Source organism: Stenotrophomonas sp. STEN018 (assembly GCF_056760235.1).
Genome location: NZ_JBRREK010000137.1, coordinates 1 through 1,178 on the forward strand (window position 1 = coordinate 1; position 1,178 = coordinate 1,178).

At 41.2% G+C, this 1,178-nt stretch carries 1 protein-coding gene; it reads right to left on the reverse strand.

The window, feature by feature from the left end:
* A partial coding sequence (locus tag ACVOMB_RS21050; RefSeq protein WP_481532935.1) for a protein rep occupies positions 1-807 on the reverse strand: 807 nt, incomplete at its 3' end.
* Positions 808-1,178: the final 371 nt, after the last annotated feature.

Genomic DNA, 1,178 nt, shown 5'->3' on the forward strand with positions numbered 1-1,178 from the left:
AAAACGCATCTTATGGACTTGTTTGGTCATCTCATGCAACCAAGCACCCTTATCGCCCTCTAAAGCCAAATCAGACGGTTTTACGCTGTATTTGAGCGTTTCACAGATTGCTTTATCGAGTTGCTTACGCCCTTTTTCGTCTAAAGTGGCTTTTACGGCTTTCACGTTCACCGATGGCAAGTAGTCAGCTCTCAAGGCTTTTGCCCACATTTCGACCCAATCACCTTGTTTTATATAATTAATCGTGAAGTAACTAGGCTTAACCAATAGCAAGGCATGAAAATGCGGATGTGCCATCATTTTTCCATCGTTTCCCCTGGTTACTTCCGTTGTTCTTAAAAAACCTGCTACACCCGACTTAAACCGCTTGGTTTCAATCAATCGCTTCCATGAATCATTCATGTGCTTCAAGGTGTCACGCAATTCGGTAACAGGTGGGTTTTTCACGGTGAGGGTTAGAAATACCCAACGATGGGTAGGAAAGCGTTCCTGAATATTTGGCAATTGCTGAAACATAACCGCCCTCCAAAGTAGAGATCTGCGCCACTGACACACAGGGCAATGACGAACACGGCAAAAAAATGCTTGCTTGAGAACTAATTTTCCCTCATCGGGATTAACGCCAAATTTCAAAATGCCTGAACAGCCGTTAATGCGATCTGCATATTTTGAAAGTTCAATGGAGTAGTTATAGAGAATTTTAACGGATTCAGCATCAGAACGATGTTCATCCCAAGAAACTTCATGAGGTGAAATTTCTGTTAAAAAATTGATTCCAAGATCGGAATTGTGGCAAGATTGAGTCATTAAAAAGCTCGTTTAAGTTTTGTTGGTCGCACATCAAAATTTACGGGCTTTTTATCTATCTGTCAAATACACCCCAAAACCACACCACATAAGGCTCACAGCCATATTTTAAGAATCGAAGTTATCCCTTAATAATAAATACAAGGAAAAACACCCCAAAAATCCCCATTTTTGCCCCCTTTTCAGATGCCTTTTTTTTGATTTTTCACCCCTAGCCAATTCGTGATGATTTTTCAGTAATGCACGCTTCCGCGTTTCTCATTCGAGAAACAAAAATCGGGTCGTCGCTTTGCTCGGTTTTTCCCGCTTAGGATTTTTATGGGAGCTTGTAATCAGGGAAGAAAGGTTTTGGAATTTTTATTGTGGGGTCG